At 62.3% G+C, this 16,917-nt stretch carries 19 protein-coding genes; 3 read left to right on the forward strand and 16 right to left on the reverse strand.

The genetic code is table 11. The annotated features are described in order from the left end of the window. Window positions 1–3 precede the first annotated feature (3 nt). The 6 genes from trpA to J2Z17_RS16280 all read right to left on the reverse strand — a co-directional run bounded on the left by trpA (window position 4) and on the right by J2Z17_RS16280 (window position 5,503). Window positions 4–843: a tryptophan synthase subunit alpha gene (gene trpA, locus J2Z17_RS16255; protein ID WP_209946685.1), complete on the reverse strand. Its 840-nt coding sequence runs from the start codon at window positions 841–843 to the stop codon at window positions 4–6. A 2-nt stretch (window positions 844–845) separates the two neighbouring features. Further along, window positions 846–2,066 carry a tryptophan synthase subunit beta gene (trpB, locus tag J2Z17_RS16260; RefSeq protein ID WP_209946686.1) on the reverse strand — a complete coding sequence of 407 codons (1,221 nt, stop codon included), beginning with the start codon at window positions 2,064–2,066 and terminating at the stop codon, window positions 846–848. After that, window positions 2,063–2,734: a phosphoribosylanthranilate isomerase gene (locus J2Z17_RS16265; protein ID WP_209946687.1), complete on the reverse strand. Its 672-nt coding sequence runs from the start codon at window positions 2,732–2,734 to the stop codon at window positions 2,063–2,065. Before J2Z17_RS16265 ends, trpB begins: the two co-directional genes overlap by 4 nt. A 64-nt stretch (window positions 2,735–2,798) precedes the next feature. Continuing rightward, window positions 2,799–3,548: a M48 family metallopeptidase gene (locus J2Z17_RS16270; protein ID WP_209946688.1), complete on the reverse strand. Its 750-nt coding sequence runs from the start codon at window positions 3,546–3,548 to the stop codon at window positions 2,799–2,801. A gap of 104 nt (window positions 3,549–3,652) precedes the next feature. After that, window positions 3,653–4,087 carry a DUF2852 domain-containing protein gene (locus tag J2Z17_RS16275; protein WP_209946689.1) on the reverse strand — a complete coding sequence of 145 codons (435 nt, stop codon included), beginning with the start codon at window positions 4,085–4,087 and terminating at the stop codon, window positions 3,653–3,655. 138 nt (window positions 4,088–4,225) lie between these two features. Further along, window positions 4,226–5,503, reverse strand: a complete 1,278-nt coding sequence (locus J2Z17_RS16280; protein WP_209946690.1) for a polyhydroxyalkanoate depolymerase — start codon at window positions 5,501–5,503, stop codon at window positions 4,226–4,228. A 305-nt stretch (window positions 5,504–5,808) separates the two neighbouring features. On the opposite strand from J2Z17_RS16280, the gene J2Z17_RS16285 reads away from it, so the two are divergent. Beyond that, window positions 5,809–6,396: a nitroreductase family protein gene (locus J2Z17_RS16285; RefSeq protein ID WP_209946691.1), complete on the forward strand. Its 588-nt coding sequence runs from the start codon at window positions 5,809–5,811 to the stop codon at window positions 6,394–6,396. Between the two features lie 69 nt (window positions 6,397–6,465). On the opposite strand, the gene gyrB is transcribed toward J2Z17_RS16285, so the two are convergent. The 5 genes from gyrB to J2Z17_RS16310 all read right to left on the reverse strand — a co-directional run bounded on the left by gyrB (window position 6,466) and on the right by J2Z17_RS16310 (window position 11,796). Next, window positions 6,466–8,904, reverse strand: a complete 2,439-nt coding sequence (gene gyrB, locus J2Z17_RS16290) for a DNA topoisomerase (ATP-hydrolyzing) subunit B (protein ID WP_209946692.1) — start codon at window positions 8,902–8,904, stop codon at window positions 6,466–6,468. 135 nt (window positions 8,905–9,039) lie between these two features. Continuing rightward, window positions 9,040–9,411 carry a helix-turn-helix domain-containing protein gene (locus J2Z17_RS16295; protein WP_209946693.1) on the reverse strand — a complete coding sequence of 124 codons (372 nt, stop codon included), beginning with the start codon at window positions 9,409–9,411 and terminating at the stop codon, window positions 9,040–9,042. After that, window positions 9,408–9,983, reverse strand: a complete 576-nt coding sequence (locus tag J2Z17_RS16300; protein WP_209946694.1) for a Smr/MutS family protein — start codon at window positions 9,981–9,983, stop codon at window positions 9,408–9,410. The genes J2Z17_RS16295 and J2Z17_RS16300 overlap by 4 nt, the downstream gene beginning before the upstream one ends. Further along, complete coding sequence (gene mltA, locus J2Z17_RS16305) at window positions 9,980–11,098, reverse strand: murein transglycosylase A (RefSeq protein ID WP_209946695.1); 1,119 nt, start codon at window positions 11,096–11,098, stop codon at window positions 9,980–9,982. The genes J2Z17_RS16300 and mltA overlap by 4 nt, the downstream gene beginning before the upstream one ends. Continuing rightward, complete coding sequence (locus J2Z17_RS16310; protein WP_209946696.1) at window positions 11,095–11,796, reverse strand: Tim44/TimA family putative adaptor protein; 702 nt, start codon at window positions 11,794–11,796, stop codon at window positions 11,095–11,097. Before J2Z17_RS16310 ends, mltA begins: the two co-directional genes overlap by 4 nt. A gap of 115 nt (window positions 11,797–11,911) precedes the next feature. On the opposite strand from J2Z17_RS16310, the gene J2Z17_RS16315 reads away from it, so the two are divergent. Together J2Z17_RS16315 and secB are read left to right on the forward strand one after the other, a co-directional pair. Continuing rightward, complete coding sequence (locus J2Z17_RS16315) at window positions 11,912–12,442, forward strand: FxsA family protein (protein ID WP_245224165.1); 531 nt, start codon at window positions 11,912–11,914, stop codon at window positions 12,440–12,442. An 80-nt stretch (window positions 12,443–12,522) separates the two neighbouring features. Next, entirely contained in the window at window positions 12,523–13,005 is a 483-nt protein-coding gene (gene secB / locus J2Z17_RS16320; RefSeq protein WP_209946697.1) for a protein-export chaperone SecB, read from the forward strand. Between the two features lie 75 nt (window positions 13,006–13,080). Here the strand turns inward: secB and dnaQ are convergent, their stop codons facing one another. The 5 genes from dnaQ to J2Z17_RS16345 are packed head-to-tail and all read right to left on the reverse strand — an operon-like array spanning window position 13,081 to window position 16,691. Then, the gene (gene dnaQ, locus J2Z17_RS16325; protein ID WP_209946698.1) at window positions 13,081–13,785 is read right to left on the reverse strand and encodes a DNA polymerase III subunit epsilon; all 705 of its coding nucleotides are present in this window, start codon (window positions 13,783–13,785) and stop codon (window positions 13,081–13,083) included. 4 nt (window positions 13,786–13,789) lie between these two features. Then, a complete protein-coding gene (gene coaE / locus J2Z17_RS16330; protein ID WP_209946699.1) occupies window positions 13,790–14,386 on the reverse strand; it encodes a dephospho-CoA kinase in 597 nt (198 codons plus the stop codon). After that, window positions 14,383–15,243 carry a shikimate dehydrogenase gene (locus J2Z17_RS16335; protein WP_209946700.1) on the reverse strand — a complete coding sequence of 287 codons (861 nt, stop codon included), beginning with the start codon at window positions 15,241–15,243 and terminating at the stop codon, window positions 14,383–14,385. The genes coaE and J2Z17_RS16335 overlap by 4 nt, the downstream gene beginning before the upstream one ends. Beyond that, window positions 15,236–15,832, reverse strand: a complete 597-nt coding sequence (locus J2Z17_RS16340; protein ID WP_209946701.1) for a Maf family protein — start codon at window positions 15,830–15,832, stop codon at window positions 15,236–15,238. The genes J2Z17_RS16335 and J2Z17_RS16340 overlap by 8 nt, the downstream gene beginning before the upstream one ends. Window positions 15,833–15,869: 37 nt before the next feature. Further along, window positions 15,870–16,691, reverse strand: a complete 822-nt coding sequence (locus J2Z17_RS16345) for a pyruvate, water dikinase regulatory protein (protein WP_209946702.1) — start codon at window positions 16,689–16,691, stop codon at window positions 15,870–15,872. Window positions 16,692–16,917: the final 226 nt, after the last annotated feature.

Consider the following 16,917-nt stretch of genomic DNA (forward strand, 5'->3'; position numbering starts at 1 on the left):
GCCTTATTCCGCAGCCACGGGCCGCGCCTGGCGCACGCCTGTGGCCAGGCCGCTGACCAGTGTCGCCACAGCCTCGACCGTGTCGGCGGTTGCCCAGTTCTGGCTGTCGAGGCTGAGGGCCACCTGATTGACGATCGCCGTTCCGACCACGACGCCATCGGCGCTCGCACCGATCAGGCGGGCCTGTTCGGCCGTCTTGACGCCGAAGCCGACGCAGATCGGCAGGTCGGTCTGTTCCTTGATGCGGCCGACAGCGCCTGCCACCTTCGCAGTATCCGGCAGGGCCGAGCCGGTGATCCCGGTCATCGAGACATAATAGACGAAGCCCGAGGTGTTCTTCAAAACGGCCGGCAGACGCTTTTCATCGGTCGTCGGCGTCGCCAGACGGATGAAATTGATATCGTGCTTGCGGGCCGGCAGGCAAAGTTCGTCATCCATCTCCGGCGGCAGGTCGACGACGATCAGCCCGTCGATCCCGGCATCCAGCGCCTCCGCCAGGAAGCGCTCGACACCGTAGACATAGATCGGATTGTAATAGCCCATCAGCACGATCGGCGTGTGCTCGTCTTCCTGGCGGAAGGCACGGGCCAGATCGAGGGTCTTGGCAAGCGTCTGGCCCGCCTTCAGGGCGCGCTGGCCGGCCAGCTGGATAGCCGGACCATCGGCCATCGGATCGGAGAACGGCATGCCGAGTTCGATCACGTCGGAACCTGCCTTCGGCAGTGCCTTCATGATCGCCAGCGAGGTGTCGTAATCCGGGTCGCCGCCCATAAAATAGGTGACCAGGGCCGGACGGCCCTCGGCCTTCAGATCGGCGAACCGTTTGTCCATGCGTGCCGTCATGATCAGAGCTCCATTCCGAGAATCTTGCCGACGGTGAAGATGTCCTTGTCGCCGCGACCGGAGAGGTTCATCAGGATGATCTCGTCCTTGCCCATGTTAGGCGCCCTCTTGATCACTTCGGCAATCGCATGCGCCGGTTCCAGGGCCGGAATGATACCTTCCAATTTGGTCAAAAGCTGGAAGGCGTCCAGAGCTTCGCCATCCATGATCGGCACGTATTCGACGCGACCGGTATCGGCAAGCCATGCATGTTCGGGGCCGATGCCGGGATAGTCGAGGCCGGCCGAGATCGAGTGGCCTTCCTTGATCTGTCCATCGCCGTCCTGCAGCAGATAGGTGCGGTTGCCGTGCAGCACGCCGGGCGAACCGGCGGTGATCGAGGCACAATGTTCCTCGCCCGACAGGCCCTTGCCGCCGGCTTCGACGCCGACCATCTTCACGTCGCGATCGTCGAGGAACGGGTGGAAGATGCCGATGGCGTTGGAGCCGCCACCGACCGCAGCCAGCACCAGATCCGGCAACTTGCCCTCGGCCTCCAGGATCTGCTCGCGGGCTTCCTGGCCGATCACGGCCTGGAAGTCGCGGACCATTTCCGGATAGGGATGCGGGCCGGCCGCCGTGCCGATCAGGTAATAGGTGTCGTCGACATTGGTGACCCAGTCGCGCAGGGCCTCGTTCATCGCGTCCTTCAGCGTGCCGTGACCGGCGGTCACCGGCTTTACCTCGGCGCCGAGAAGCTTCATGCGGAAGACGTTCGGCGCCTGCCGCTCGACGTCGGTGGCGCCCATATAGACGACGCAAGGCAGGCCGAAGCGCGCGGCGACGGTCGCCGAGGCAACGCCATGCTGGCCGGCGCCCGTTTCGGCGATGATCCGGGTCTTACCCATGCGCTTGGCCAGCAGGATCTGGCCGATGCAGTTGTTGATCTTGTGCGAACCCGTGTGGTTCAGCTCTTCCCGCTTGAAATAGATCTTCGCGCCGCCGAGATGCTCGGTCAGGCGCTCGGCGAAATAGAGCGGGCTCGGGCGGCCGATATAATGCGTGCCGAGGTTCTTCAGCTCGGCCTGAAACGCCGGGTCGTCCTTGGCCTTGTCCCACTCGGCCTGCAGATCGAGGATCAGCGGCATCAGGGTTTCAGCGACGAAGCGCCCGCCGAAAATGCCGAAGCGGCCATCTTCGTCCGGGCCTTCGCGGAAGGAATTCGGTCTCGGAGTTTCGTTCACGTCAGTCTCCCTTTCAAAGCCGTCTTGCCCGCCAGGTCCACCGCATCGAAGAACGCGTCGATCCTGTCGACATTCTTGACGCCGGGTGCGGATTCCACGCCCGACGAGATATCGATGCCGCGCGCGCCGGTTTCCGCCAGGGCCTCGGCCACATTGTCCTTGTTGAGGCCACCGGAAAGCATGTAATTTATGTCCGCGTCAAGCGACTGCAACAGTCTCCAGTCGAAGGACACGCCGTTGCCGCCCGGCAGATCGGATCCGGCAGGCGCCTTGGCGTCGAACAGGAAGCGGTCTGCCACCCCTATATAGGGATCGATCCGATCAAGATCATCGGCTGTCCGGATCGAGAAGGCCTTCATCACCGGCAGACCGAAGAGCGCCTTGACCGCCAGCAGCCGGTCCGGGCTCTCATGCCCATGGAATTGCAGTATGTCGGGCTGCATCAGGCTGACGATATCGTCCAGCGTCTCGTCATCGGCATCGACCGTGACCGCGACCGTCTTGGCCCTGCCCTTTGCGAGCGACGCCAGTTCGCCGGCGAGGTCGGGCTCGATATTGCGCGGGCTCTTATCAAAAAAGATGAAGCCCAGATGGGTCGCGCCGCGCGCAAGGGCTCGTTCCGTCGCATCCGGTGTTTTCAGCCCACAGATCTTGACATCCAGTTTCATGGCAGCGGACTCGCACGAATCTGTCAAAGAGTCGAGCCAAATTGCGACCTTGTCGGGTCTCGGATCAACCGAAATCGATGGCGTGCAGGCCCGAGCCATGGCGTTTCAGCCAGGCCTTGCCGGTCTCCATGTCGGGGCAGAGCTTCTCGCACAGCGCCCAGAAACGCGGACCGTGGTTCATCTCCTTCAGATGCGCCACCTCGTGGGCTGCGAGATAGTCGATGACCCTTGGCGGCGCCATGACGATGCGCCAGGAGAAGTTCAGTGCACCGTCATGGGTGCAGGAGCCCCAGCGGCTGCGGGTATCGCGCAAGGTCAGCGATTTCGCCGGTCGGCCGACAGCCGCTGTGTGCTGCTCGACCAAGGCCTCCAGATCCCGCCGCGCCTCCTTTTTCAGGAAATCGGCGATGCGCCGGCCGATATGTTCCTCCATGCCGCTGACGCGCAGCACCGGTTCGCCGTCGATGGCGGTCGCTTCGGTCAGTCCCCTGAGACTGCCGGTGTGGACGATCCGGTGGGCAACCCCGCGCAGTGCCAGTTCCGCCCCGTCGCAAAGACCACCGTGGACCTCGAAGCGCGAAAGCCGGGCTGCGAGCCAGCCCCGGTAACGGTCGAGGAAATCGGCGACCTCGCGTTCGCTGATGCGGGGCGGCACGGTCATCTTCAGTGCCCGGCCACCGGGCTCGATCCTGAGCACGATCCGGGTCGAGCGCGGATTCTGCCGGATTGACAGCGGCATCGACCGGCCATCGATGTTCAGGATGCGGTCTGCTGGCGGCGGGCTTGGCCGCCGGGTGCGAAGTGAGAGGATCATGGGGCCGATCTTTAAACGATTCGCCGGACGGAAAACGAGAAAAACCGGCACGCAGGGTGCCGGTCTTTTGGTGGTTGGGCCTTGTGCTATCCGTCCCGGCGGCCTCAGGCCGGTGCGGTGCCTCCGTCGAAATCCTGGACCTCGTTCCGCTTGGTGGCGCGGTCGCGCATGAAGCGGTCGAATTCTTCCTGGTCCTTTGCACGGCGCAGTTCGCGCAGATAGCTGTCGAACTCCTCGCGCATCTCATCCAGCTTGCGGCGCTCGGCTTCGATGCGATCGAACTCTGCCTTGCGCCAATCGTCGAATGCGACATTGCCGGTGTTGTGACGGAATTGCGAACCGTTGCTGGCGCGGCGGCAACGCGAGAACATGCCGTCGACGCGTGAATTGGCTTCCCGCTTGAAGTGTCCGAAGCGTTCGCCAAACAGGATATAGGCCAGCATGGCCAGGCCGAGCGGCCAGAACACCATGAAACCCAGTACCATCAAGACAACGGTAGCCGGAGTCCAATCCGGCCGCAGCAATGCTGACTGATTCATCTCACTACCCTTGGTCAAAAGGCGGGGACGACATGTCCTCCGCCTTTCTCGATGTGGTAGGGGAGCGGATCGGCTTCAAGAAAAACCGAATCGAAATCGATCAAACAGCTGATTTCACTTTGCTAAATTGAAAGCGACTCACGCCGATTTTCCACCGCGAATCACCCGCTTGACCGCCGGCGCGTTGCGCTGCGCATGGGCATTAGCGAAGTTGATGATGCGCGGCGCGATTTCCTTGCGGAACCTGGAACCGTTGAACACGCCGTAATGTCCGACATCCGGCTGCATGTAGTGCATGCGCATGTCGTCGGGAATATTCGTGCAAATCGTCTGCGCCGCCTGCGTCTGTCCGACGCCGGAGATGTCGTCATTCTCACCCTCGACGGTCAGAAGCGCCACGCTGCGGATCGCCGTTGTGTCGACCGGAACGCCATGATGGGTCATTTCGCCCTTGGGCAGCGAATGCTTGATGAACACTTCATCGACGGTCTGCAGATAGAACTCTGCCGTCAGGTCCATCACCGCCAGATATTCGTCGTAGAAGTCGCGGTGCTTTTCGGCCGGATCGCCGTCGTCCTTCACCAGATGCATGAAGAAGTCCTTGTGGGCGATCATGTGGCGGTCGAGGTTCATCGACATGAAGCCCGACAGCTGCAGGAAACCCGGATAGACGGGACGCAGGAAGCCCGGCTGCGGCCAGGGCACGTTCATGATCACATTGTCACGGAACCATTCGATCGGCTTGGTCTGCGCCAGTTCATTGACGGCGGTCGGGTTGATGCGCGTGTCGATCGGGCCGCCCATCAGCGTCATCGAGGCCGGTGCCAGCGGATCGCCCGCCGCTTCCATCACGGCAACGGCAGCCAGAACCGGCACGGAGGGCTGGCAGACCGCAACCACATGGGTGTTGGGTCCGAGGTGGTGCAGCATCTCGATGATGTAGTCGACATAGTCGTCGAAATCGAATGTGCCGTCGGCCATGGGGACCATGCGGGCATCGATCCAGTCGGTAATGTGTACATCCGCCTTCGGCAGAAGCGCCTCCACCGTGCCGCGCAGCAAGGTCGCATAATGGCCGGACATCGGCGCGACGACCAGGAAGCGCGGATCGGACGGCCGCTTTGCCGGCACGGCGCGGTCGAAATGGATGAGATTGCAGAACGGCTTCTTCCAGACGATCCGCTCCTGCACGGGCACCGGCTTGCCGTCGACTTCCGTCTCGTGCAATCCGAATTCCGGCTTGGAATAGCGGCGCGTCATCCGTTCGAAAACCTCGAAGCCCGCCGCCATGGTCCGGCCCAGTGTCGTGTGGGACATCGGGTTGAGCGGGCTCTGATAGGCAAGTTTCATCGCGTCTGCGCTCGCCCGGAAGGGCACCATGGCGGCGTGATTCATTTCATAGAGCTGATAGAACATACCTTAACCTTTGCGATCCGATGTCCGATTGAAACCCGTCAATCCGATATTCCGGCTGGAAAACCTAACAGAGTTTGTATCCACGCGGTACGCTTTTGTCGGGCTTCCGGATTGGTGCCCCATGAGAGCACACCGGCATTGTGGCGAGCTTACGCTCAAGCGATTAAGCTTTTTGCCGCACAAGCTGGTTAAGGAAGCGCTATGCTGCAGCCGTCGAGCAGCTGACGCTTGGCGGCGGTGTTCTGCCGAAGCGCATGATGCCGCCCGTTTTCCAGCCATGTCCCAAAGCCACCCCAGGAGGTTCCATGATTTCCCGCAATGGTCGCCAGAGCGCCTATTCCATCGATCCGATGTTTCTCGAACGGTGGTCCCCCCGTGCCTTTACCGGTGAGGCCATGGCAGAAGAACAGCTGATGACGCTGATCGAGGCCGGGCATTGGGCACCTTCCGCTTCCAATATCCAGCCCTGGCGGTTTGTCTACGCTCTGCGCGGGACGCCGTCTTTCGACACCTTCCTCGACCTGCTCCTGCCGGGAAACCAGCTCTGGGCCGGTTCGGCATCGGCCCTGCTGTTCATCGTCTCGGACAGTCTGTCGCGCCGCGCCGACGGCAGCAGCCGCCCTGCCCGCAGCCACAGCTTCGATGCCGGCGCCGCCTGGGCGATGTTTGCGCTTCAGGCACATCTCAGCGGCTACGCGGCCCATGGCATGGGCGGCGTCGATTTCGATCGCGCAATGAAAGTCTTGAACATACCGGCCGATTACCGGATCGAGGCCGCCGTGGCCCTTGGCCGGATTGCCGACAAGTCGGTCCTGCCTGGGGATCTGCAAGCCCGCGAAGTGCCGAGCCAGCGCAAGGCGCTGTCGGAGATTGCGCTCGAAGGCGGCTTCTAACGCCGGCTAAGAAATGTTTCACGTGAATCCATTAACCGTGATTCACGTGAAACCTGTTGATAGAACCGGCTAAATATCCAGGTTGGCAACGCTGAGCGCATTTTCCTGGATGAAGTCGCGGCGCGGCTCGACTTCGTCGCCCATCAGACGGGAGAACAGGCCGTCCGCGTCGGTGGCGTCCGGCACCCGGACCTGCAGCAGCGAACGGACGTTCGGATCGAGCGTCGTTTCCCACAACTGCTCGGCATTCATCTCGCCCAGTCCCTTGTAGCGCTGCATCGACAGGCCCTTGCGGCCGGCGGCGAAGATCGAATCCAGCAAGGCGCGCGGTCCGGTGATGGCCGTCTGGCCGTCCTTGCGGGTCAGCACGGGCTGCGTTCCATAGACTTCATTGAGCCGTGCGGTCATCTGGTCGATGTGACGCGCATCGAGCGAGCCGATCAACGCCATGTCGAGCGTCGCCAGCTCCTTGACGCCGCGCACGGTAAGCTCGAAGCGAAGGCCGCCCTCGTCGGTAACGTGGCCGGTCCAGCCGCGCTCGGTTTCCTCGGCGATCAGGTCCAGACGTTCGGCGACCTTGGCGGCGATCGCCTCGGCCTGCTCGCGGTCGCTGGTCAGTTCGGCATTCAGCGCACCGACGATGGCCGCCTGCTCGACGACCGAGCGGCTGTAGCGGGAATGCAGACCGTCGATCAGCGAGCGAAGGCGCAACGCATCATTGATGACATCGCGCAGATCGATGGCCGCCCGCACTTCGCCGGAGCCGAGCGTCAGGGTGGCGTCGTCGAGACCCATCGAAATCAGATAGTCCTCGAGCGCCTTCTCATCCTTCAGATATTGAACCGACTTGCCGCGCGTCACCTTGTAGAGCGGCGGCTGGGCGATATAGAGGTGGCCGCGCTCGATCAGTTCCGGCATCTGCCGGAAGAAGAATGTCAGCAACAGCGTGCGAATATGCGCACCGTCGACATCAGCATCGGTCATGATGATGATCTTGTGATACCGCAGCTTGTCGGCGTTGAACTCGTCCTTGCCGATCGAGGTGCCGAGCGCGGTGATCAGCGTTCCGATTTCCTGGCTCGACAGCATCTTGTCGAAACGCGCGCGCTCGACATTGAGGATCTTGCCGCGCAGCGGCAGGATCGCCTGCTTTTCGCGCGAGCGGCCCTGCTTGGCAGAGCCGCCGGCGGAATCGCCCTCCACCAGGAAAAGTTCGGACTTCGACGGATCGCGCTCGGAGCAGTCGGCAAGCTTGCCGGGCAGCGAAGCGATATCGAGCGCGCCCTTGCGGCGTGTCAGTTCGCGGGCCTTGCGGGCAGCTTCACGGGCGATTGCCGCCTCGACCACCTTGCCGACGAGAATCTTGGCTTCCGACGGATGCTCCTCGAACCAGGTGCTGAGCGCCTCGTTGACGAGGCTTTCGACCACGGGACGCACTTCCGACGATACCAGCTTATCCTTGGTCTGCGACGAGAACTTCGGATCCGGCACCTTGACCGACAGCACCGCCGTCAGCCCTTCGCGGCAGTCTTCCCCCTGCAGCGACACCTTCTCGCGCTTGATGATGCCCGAGCTGTCGGCATAGGAGGTGACCTGCCGGGTCAGCGCCGCGCGGAAGCCGGCCATATGCGTGCCGCCGTCGCGCTGCGGGATGTTGTTGGTAAAGCAGAGCACGTTTTCGTGGTAGCTGTCGTTCCACCAGAGCGCCACCTCGACGGTAATGCCGTCCTTCTCGCCGATGATCGCCACCGGCTTGTCCACCAGCGGCTTCTTCGAACGGTCGAGATAGGCGACGAAGGCTTCCAGACCGCCGTCATAGAGCAGCTCGTCCTGGCGCACATCGGAATGGCGCTTGTCGGTCAGCAGGATGCGCACGCCGGAATTGAGGAAGGCGAGCTCGCGCAGGCGATGCTCCAGCGTTTCGTAGTTGAATTCGATCTTGGTGAAGGTTTCCGGGCTGGGCAGGAAGGTCACTTCCGTACCGGAGCGCCCCTCATATTCGCCGGTGACGATCAGCGGTGCATCCGCCACCCCGTGGGTAAAGCTCATCTCGTTGATCTTGCCGGCGCGGCGGATCTTCAGTCGCAGCTTGGTCGATAGCGCGTTGACCACCGAGACACCCACGCCGTGCAGACCACCCGACACCTTGTAGGAGTTCTGGTCGAACTTTCCGCCGGCATGCAGCTGGGTCATGATGACTTCGGCAGCCGACACGCCTTCTTCGGTGTGGATATCGGTCGGAATGCCGCGGCCATTGTCGGTGACGGTGACCGAACCCTCGGCATTCAGCGTCACGGTGACGATGTCGGCATGTCCGGCCAGCGCTTCGTCGATCGCGTTGTCGACGACTTCGTAGACCATGTGATGCAGGCCCGAGCCGTCGTCAGTATCCCCGATATACATGCCCGGGCGCTTGCGGACCGCGTCCAACCCCTTCAAAACCTTGATCGAATCGGCGCCATATTCCTGCGATGCGTCTTCGGGCGTATTGACTGGGGTATCGGTCATTCAGCGTCTTTCCAATTCCGAAAAAGCCGCCGCTCGAATCAGCGGCATGCTGTCGCTCTGACTATAGTGACTTTGGCAAGGACTTCCAAACCACCGGGACGGTCCGGATGGTGAAAAGCCGTGAGAAACCACGGTTTATCGCGGGTTTTCCTGTATCTGTTCCTCCAGCACTCTATCCAGCACCGCGATCGCGTCGGGCGGGAGGTCCCGCAGGCTCGATGCGATGCGGTTGGCAAAGGCCGTATAGGCCGGCGGCAGGCCGGCCGTATCGAGCACGACGCGCGGGTCGGAGGCCCCGGCAACGGCAAACAGGTTCTCCGCCTCGTCCCAGATGATGTTGAAATAACCGGCTATCCGTTGCAGGAGATCGAAGCTCGGCTTTCCCTTGCGTCCATGTTCCAGCGCCGACAGATAGGCCGGCGAAACGCCGATCGCGAGGGCCATGTCCTTCTGGCTGACGCCCTTTCGCCGTCGAAGTTCGCGGATCGCTTCGGCAAACGGCGTCATCGCGGCTCACCCCGGGGACGCGACAGCCGCACGTAAAGCGCGCCGTCTCCGCCGTGGTGATGGGCTGCCGGCTCGTAGGAGGAGATCAGACCGCGAAAGTCGGGCTTGGAAAACCACATCGGCACGGCCCGCTTCAGCGCGCCTTCACTGCCGAGCGAACTGCCCTTGCCAGTGATCACCAGGACATGGCGCAAACCACGGGCATGCGCACGCCACAAAAAATCGAGCAGCACGGCATGCGCCTCGCTCTGGACCAGCCCGTGCAAATCGAGCCTTGCTTCCAGCGCCAGATGACCGCGCGCCAGCTTCCTCTTCACAGGCCGCTCCAGCGGGTGATGATGGCCCTGGGCGGGCTTGTTAGCCGGCTCAGACGGTCCGGCGGCAACGACTGCGCCGGTGCTGACGGTGGCGCTCAGGCTTTTCGGGCTGGCATCGATCGGTTTTTCCGCCGCGGCCAACTCCTCCTCGAAATCGACCAGATCCTCCAGCCGGCCCGGCATCGGCCGCGTCGAGCGGGCCACCTTGCTCCACAGCATCCGGTCTTCGGCGGAAAATCTGCGCCCCTTTTTCATCCGCCATATCTCCCGGCGGCAGTCCGCGGAATCAGAATGGTGAAATCGGCCGTGTTGCGCACCGCGCCCGCCATCAGGCCTGCAGCTTCCCCCGACCCGGTGAAGATGTCGCCGCGCGCCGGTCCGACGATGGCGGTGCCCGTATCGAGCGCCAGCATCAGCCGCGCGAAAGGCGCGCCATCGTCCATATGGGTAATCGTGTCCGAGCGGATGAAGAACGGAGATCCGAAGGTGTGGATCATCCGGTCGACCGCAAGCGAACGTCCCGCGACCAGCGGCACCTTGGCCGCGGCAATCGGCCCGAGCAGCCGATCCTCGACCGCCGCCTCGCGAAAGAAGATATAGGACCGGTTATGCCAAAGCACCGCGTCCACCCTGTCCGGATGGGCGGCAAGCCAGGCGCGGATCGCCTGCATGGAAATCTCGTCGCGCGCGATCTCGCCGCGATCGATCAGCAGCTTTCCGATCGGGCTGAAGGCATGGCCGCTCTTGGCGGCATAGGTGATCCGGCTCTGGCGGCCGTCCGGAAAGACGAGCCTTGCCGCCCCCTGCACATGAGCAAAGAAGACATCGACCTTCGAACGGGCATAGGCGATTTCAAGCCCCAGGCCCTGAAGGCATCCCTCGTCTATCCGACGCCGGTCGGGATGAAGCTCGATGCCCTCCGCCGTGCGGCGACCAAAGCGGATGCCGGGATCCCATCCCTCCGGCGCATGCGTCTCGTCCACCTCGACCAGGTCATCAGGCTGGCGATAGAAGGGATAGCGAAATTCACTGTCGGCGCGGTCCGAAACCGACACTTCCGGCTCGTAGAAGGCCGTCACGAACCCGCGGCCGGAGGCCATGGGCTCGATTTGGAACGGCTGGAACACCGCCTCGAAATAGCGCCGCGCCTGATCGGCTGTGACGTCTGATCCCCGCGGCGCTTCGGCAAAGGCTGCTGCAAGCTCTTCGGGTTTCACTCCGAGAGAACCGGTCTTGTAGGGCTTGATATCTTCGATATGCCGGCGGCAGGCCTGCATCGCCGTCAGCAGCGGCCGGGGGTCGTCCCTTTCCCAGCCCTCAAGCTGGGAAAAGGCAAGCGGTGTCAGGCGGAAATCGGCCGCTTCACTCATTGATCCGCTTCGGTGGCAATCAGCTTCCAGTTCGGATCCCGGTTGCGCGTGTCGCGCATGAAGGTCCAGATATCATTGACCTCGCTCACCGTATCCGGGTCGCCGTCGACCAGCTTGCCATCCTGGTCATGGGTCGCCTGAATGAGCTGCGAGATGATGCGGACGGTGACCTGCACTTCATTCTCCCGCACGGCGGCGCGAATGATGTCGGCCTTCTCGATTCCGACAAAGGTCGACTTGACGCTTTCGCCTCGGGATTCGCGCTCGTTGATCGCCTGGGCGAAGCCTTCGAACACGTCCTTCGACAACAGGTTTTTCAGCGTCTTGCGGTCCCCTTCGGAAAACGCCATGACGATCATCTCGTAGGCCATTCGCGCGCCCTTGAGAAAATCCTTCGGCGTGAAGTCCGGGTCTGCGGCAATCACCTCGCGCAGGCTGCCGTTCAGTTCGGCCGGCGGCGGCGCATAGGCGTCGATGGCGGCAAAGCGCTCTTCGTCGTCTACAGGTTCGCGCTTCGGCAAGGTGACGACCTTGCTGTCCTCGCCCACCGGTGCGGCCTTGGCGGCATCGCGTGCGCTGTAGGGTTCCACCGGCGGCTTCTCGTTTCCGGTGCGCCGGCCCAGCACGCTGCGCAACTGCAGAAAAATCAAAACGGCGGCCACCAAGAAAAACAGCGTTACTAATTCATTCGATCCCATTGTGCCCCGGCCATTGTTTCAATTCATTTCATTCTATCCCATATAGTCTCGAAATTACGATCCTTCAAATACCGAACCCGGCGAACATCAGCGTCGACCGGAAACGGAGACATTGATGCGCCTCGCTCTGCTGCTTTTCTTCATGCTGCCCATTCTCGAAATCACCGGTTTCGTGGTGGTTGGCGGCTATCTCGGCGTCACCGGGACGATCGGACTGACCATTCTGTCCGGACTTCTCGGCATGCTGATTTTGCGGACCCAGGGGTTGGGGACACTGCGCCGGCTCAACACCGAGCGGCTGTCGGCACTGGAGGCAGGCCGCGAAATCGTCGACGGACTGATGATCGCGATCGCCGGATTGCTGCTGATCATCCCGGGTTTCGTTACCGACTGCATTGGCCTTCTGCTGTTGCTGCCGCCGGTGCGCCACGCCGCATGGGGTCTTGCCAAACGGCGTTTCGTGGTCGTCAGGGCCGGCAGTGCCGGTTTCCAGCCGCCGCCCGGCAACCGCGAACCGCCGACGCGTGACGATGGAGACGGTCCGATCATCGATCTTGACGAAGACCAGTATCGGCGCCGCGGAGAGCCCTCCAGCGGCCGCCGTAACCCCGATACCCGGGAGATCGACAACGACCCCAGGGGCTAGCCAGCGGGGCGCTGCAAGGGTTGTAAGGTATTGATCGAAGTGCTAGACGAGCCGCAACTAGTCATTCGTGAGGAAGATATATGGCTGACGAGAACGGTACCCAGGGAGCGGCAAGCCCCGCGCTGAATATCCTTGCCCAATACATCAAGGATCTGTCCTTCGAAAATCCGGGCGCACCGCGTTCGCTGCAGTCCCGCGACAAGGCACCGGCGATCAACATCAATGTCAACGTCAACGCCAATCCGATTTCGGAAACGGATTTTGACGTTCTGCTCAGCCTGAACGCCGAAGCCAAGGAAGACGACAAGGTCGTGTTCGCCACCGAACTGGTTTATGGCGGCGTCTTCCGGATCACCGGCTTCCCGCAGGAACACATGCTGCCGCTGCTCTTCATCGAGTGCCCGCGCCTGCTGTTTCCGTTCGCCCGCCAGATCATCGCCGACGCGACCCGCAATGGCGGCTTCCCGCCGCTGATGATCGACCCGATCGATTTTGCCCAGATGTTCTCGCAGCGCATGGCTGAGGAAAAGGCCCGCTCGCAGGTCCAGACCGCACCGAACTGATTTCAGTTCGCGCAGCCGAGAGATGATCAAAAGGCCCCCGGCGCTGGCGCGACGGGGGCCTTTTTGCATCCTGGTTCACGTCTGGTAGCGGTTCCAGATCGCCTTGTCGCCAAGCCGCTCGCAAAGAGCGGCATGACGGGCTGCTTCCTCTGCGCTCAATCTTGCCGCCAAGGGGCGTGGACGGCTGCCAAGTGTGATGACCACGTCCTCCTCGGTCCCTCCATTGGGAGCGGACTTGCTCTCGGCCTGGACCAGGCCGAAGGTCGCCTGCCGGCCACCGAGCATCTCGATATAGACTTCCGCCAGGAGTTCCGAGTCGAGCAACGCGCCGTGCTTGGTACGGTGGGAATTGTCAATGCCGTACCGCCGGCAAAGCGCATCCAGCGAATTGGGTCCCATCGGATGCTTGCGCCGGGCAAGTGCCAGGGTGTCGACGACCAGGCTGTTTTCCACTGGCGGCAAACCGAGTCTGTCATATTCGGCATTGATGAAGCTCATGTCGAAGGTGGCGTTATGCGCCACCCATTTCGCCCCGTCGAAAAACGCTTGCAGCTCAGCCAGGATCTCGCCGAATTTCGGCTTGTCGAGCAGGAACTCGTCGGTGATGCCGTGCACCGCAAGCGCGTCCGGATGCACCTTGCGGTCGCCCGGATTGACATAGACGTGAAAGGTGCGGCCGGTCGGGAAATGGTTGAAGAGCTCGACGCCACCGATTTCGATCACCCGGTCGTTCTTGAATTCGAGCCCGGTGGTTTCCGTATCGAAAACGATTTCGCGCATGGGTCTACTCCTGTGGTTGCCGCGCCTTCAGGGCGGCGATGACATCTCGCACCTGCCGGCGGGCCGCGTCAATTCCGTGGGCGCTGTCGATGATGAAATCCGCCCGCTCGCGCTTTCTGGAATCCGGCAGCTGGCGGCTTTTCAACAGCGCGAATTTCTCGTCGGTCATTCCGGGCCTGGCCATCACGCGTTGCCGCTGGGTCTCTTCATCGGTGCTGACGACGACGATCGCGTCAACCCGATCCGCGCCGTCCGTTTCGAACAGCAAGGGAATGTCGAGCACGACGAGCGCGGCACCCGCCTGTCTGTGGGACTCGACGAACTGGCGCTCTTCCTCCCGCACCAGCGGATGGACGATCCGTTCCAGTTCGACAAACTTAGCCGGATTCTTAGTCAGAGTCCGAGACAAGGCCGCTCGATCGACAGCCCCGTCCGTGACCGTACCGGGAAAGGCCTTGCCGATCGGTTCGACGGCCTTGCCCCGGTAGAGCCGGTGCACGACCTCGTCGGCATCATTGACTGGAATGCCCTCCTCGGCAAACAGCCGCGCCGTCGTGGACTTGCCCATACCGATAGAGCCCGTCAGCCCGACGACGATCATGCCCGTGCCTCCATGTCGTCGATAATCAACTGGCGAAGCTCGGTCGTGACGGCAGGCTCTTTGCCGAACCATTTTTCAAAGCCACAACCGGCCTGGTGCAGCAGCATGCCGAGCCCGTCGACCGTCTTTAGACCATGCCGTGCGGCTTCCCGCAGAAACGGTGTTTCGAGCGGAATATAGACCGCATCGGTCACCACCGCATCGTCGCGCATGCGCTCGAACGGCATGGCCGGGATCGCTTCGCCATGCATGCCAAGCGAGGTCGTGTTGACGAACAGGCCTGCCCCTGTCGCCACCTCGTCCAAGGCGTCCAGACCATGGGCGTGGATATTCGCACCGAAGCGGTCGGCGAGTTCGCGGGCACGCGCTTGCGTCCGGTTGACGACGTGGATCTCGCCGATCCCCCGCGACTTCAGCGCCTGCAGGATGGAGCGGCAGGCGCCACCGGCACCGAGCACGACCGCGGTCGAGATCCGATCCCAGCCGGGCGCCCCTTCATCGAGACTGCCGAGAAAGCCGATGCCGTCGCTGTTTGTCGCGCACAGTCTGCCCTCCTCCATCCAGAGCGTGTTCGCCGCCCCGATTTCGCCGACCAGGTCATCGACCTGATCGGCCAGTCGGGCGGCCGCTTCCTTGTGCGGAATGGTGATATTGCCGCCGACATAACCGGCCGAGCCGTCGCGGACGCTTGCCAGAAAGGCTGGAAATTCCGCTGGCGACACCTCGGCAATGTCATAGCGGGCGGGTAATCCGTATTGGGCGATCCAGTGATTGTGGATCAGTGGCGAGCGGGAATGCCGCGCCGGAAAGCCGCAGACGAAAGCTTTCATTAACCCTGTTTCACGTGAATCACCCATCGATCTCTCCCATCTCCCGGAGCTTGGCCAGAAGCTGGATCAGCGGCAGGCCGATCACGGTGAAATAGTCGCCGGTCACCCGTTCGAACAATTGCACGCCGAGACCGTCGAGCTGGTAGCTGCCGACGCTCTTCAGCACCCCCTTGCCCGCCCGGGCAATATAGCCGTCGAGAAAGCCGTCGGAAAAATCCCGGACGCTCATCTCCGCCGGCTCGACATGGCCCCAGCATTCCACACCGTCTGCCACCAGAGACATCGCACTGTTCAGCCTGTGGGTCTTGCCACGCAGAACGGACAGATTGGCGCGCGCCTCATCGAGCGAGGCCGCCTTGTGGAAAACGGTCATGCCCAGCGCCATGGTCTGGTCGCATCCAAGCACCAGGGCTTGCGGGTTCCGCCGGCTGACGGCCATGGCCTTGGCACGGGCAAGATGAAGTGCAAGCGTCGCCGGATCCATGTCCGCGTCGAGATCGGATTCGATCGCCCGCTCGTCGACGCCGGCATCCTCCCAATCGAAGGCGAGGCCCGCCTGTTCCATCAGCCCGCGTCGAAACGGGCTGGACGATGCAAGTATCAAACGCCGTGCCACACTGCCATCCTTAACCTTTGTTTGCTGTCGCTCCCGCTTAGCGCAGCTTGGTTTTCAGGGCAACGATGGCGGCCGCCGTCTCCTCGATCGACCGACGGCTCACGTCGATGATCGGCCAGTTGTTGCGCGCGCACAGCGAGCGGGCATATTTCAGCTCCTCGGCAATCGAGGCCCGGTCGGTATAGTCCTGCCCGCGATAGCCGCCCGCCGATCCGAGCTCGCGATTTTCCCGCACCTGGCTGATGCGATCGCTGGTGGCGATCAGTCCGACGATCAGCGGCGCCGTCGCCTTGAACAGCGCCGGCGGCATCGGCACATCCGGCACGATCGGGATATTCGCCGTCTTGATCCCGCGATTGGCAAGATAGATCGAGGTCGGCGTCTTCGAGGTCCGGCTGATGCCGATCAGCACGACATCGGCATCCTCATAGTCTTCGGACATCTGCCCGTCGTCGTGATCCATGGTGTAGTTGAGCGCCTCGATGCGGGCGAAATATTCCGCCGTCAGCGCGTGTTGGGCCCCGACCCGCCGCCCCGAGGATGCACCGAGATATGCCTGGAATGTCTGCATTACCGGCTCGAGCACATTGACCGCAGGCACGCCGAGTGCCCGACACCGCGTATCCAGATGGTCGGAGAGCTCGCTGTCAACAAGCGTATAAAGCACGATGCCCGGCTCGCGGTCGATCGACACCAGAACGGCGTCCAGTTGCTGGCGTGTCCGCACCAGGGGATAGACATGCTCGATCGGCGCATAGCTGCGAAACTGCACCGATGCCGCACGCCCGGCCGAGATCAGAGTCTCTCCCGTCGAGTCCGAAATCAGATGCAAATGGAAGAAGAGTTTTCTGTTCTCCACGTTTTCCAGACCTGGCTGTTGATAATTCGGGAGAGAGATCCCTCCATCCGGGCTCGATGGCCGGGCCGTGTATAAAGGGGCCACTTATCCACAACACCCGGTCGCGCAGCATGCCGATCTCGGGCCTTGTGGATAACGCGGACAAGATTGCACTGCCCACGACCATCCACAAGCTATCCACAGGCAAGCTTTCACAGATGCCTTTCTATCGATCTGATAAACCGAT

The organism is Heterorhizobium halophytocola (assembly GCF_017873095.1).
GTDB classification, from domain to species: Bacteria; Pseudomonadota; Alphaproteobacteria; order Rhizobiales; family Rhizobiaceae; genus Allorhizobium; species Allorhizobium halophytocola.